General features: G+C 45.7%; 4 tRNA genes. All 4 read left to right on the forward strand.

Annotated elements, in window-relative coordinates:
- Positions 1-29: 29 nt before the first annotated feature.
- The 4 genes from C9J48_RS27635 to C9J48_RS27650 all read left to right on the forward strand — a co-directional run bounded on the left by C9J48_RS27635 (position 30) and on the right by C9J48_RS27650 (position 683).
- A tRNA-Tyr gene (locus C9J48_RS27635) sits at positions 30-114 on the forward strand.
- A gap of 114 nt (positions 115-228) precedes the next feature.
- A tRNA-Tyr gene (locus tag C9J48_RS27640) sits at positions 229-313 on the forward strand.
- A gap of 100 nt (positions 314-413) precedes the next feature.
- Positions 414-498, forward strand: a tRNA-Tyr gene (locus C9J48_RS27645).
- A 100-nt stretch (positions 499-598) separates the two neighbouring features.
- A tRNA-Tyr gene (locus C9J48_RS27650) sits at positions 599-683 on the forward strand.
- The last annotated feature ends 32 nt before the right edge of the window (positions 684-715 follow it).

A 715-nucleotide genomic window follows, 5' to 3' on the forward strand; every position in this document is an offset into this window, starting at 1 on the left:
TTTGTAAAAAACAAACAGACAAATCCCGTGGAGGGATTCCCGAGTGGCCAAAGGGATCAGATTGTAAATCTGACGGCTCCGCCTTCGAAGGTTCGAATCCTTCTCCCTCCACCATCATTTTGAAAATGGTTATCGCAGCCTTTGTCACGAGGTTGAACAACGAAACGGTTTTCATCGCAAACTGCTTGCTGAAAGACAGTTTGTAAAAAACAAACAGACAAATCCCGTGGAGGGATTCCCGAGTGGCCAAAGGGATCAGATTGTAAATCTGACGGCTCCGCCTTCGAAGGTTCGAATCCTTCTCCCTCCACCATCATTTTGAAAATAGTTTCGCAACCTTATGTCACGAGGTTGAACAACGAAACGGTTTTCATTGCAAGACCGCTTATTGACTAACAATAAGCAAATCCCGTGGAGGGATTCCCGAGTGGCCAAAGGGATCAGATTGTAAATCTGACGGCTCCGCCTTCGAAGGTTCGAATCCTTCTCCCTCCACCATCATTTTGAAAATGGTTTCGCAATCTTATGTCACGAGGTTGGACAACGAAACGGCTTTCATTGCAAGACCGCTTATTGATTAATAATAAGCAAATCCCGTGGAGGGATTCCCGAGTGGCCAAAGGGATCAGATTGTAAATCTGACGGCTCTGCCTTCGAAGGTTCGAATCCTTCTCCCTCCACCATCATTTTGAAAATGGTTTCGCAATCTTATGTC

This window comes from Photobacterium profundum (assembly GCF_003026285.1).
GTDB lineage: Bacteria > Pseudomonadota > Gammaproteobacteria > Enterobacterales > Vibrionaceae > Photobacterium > Photobacterium profundum.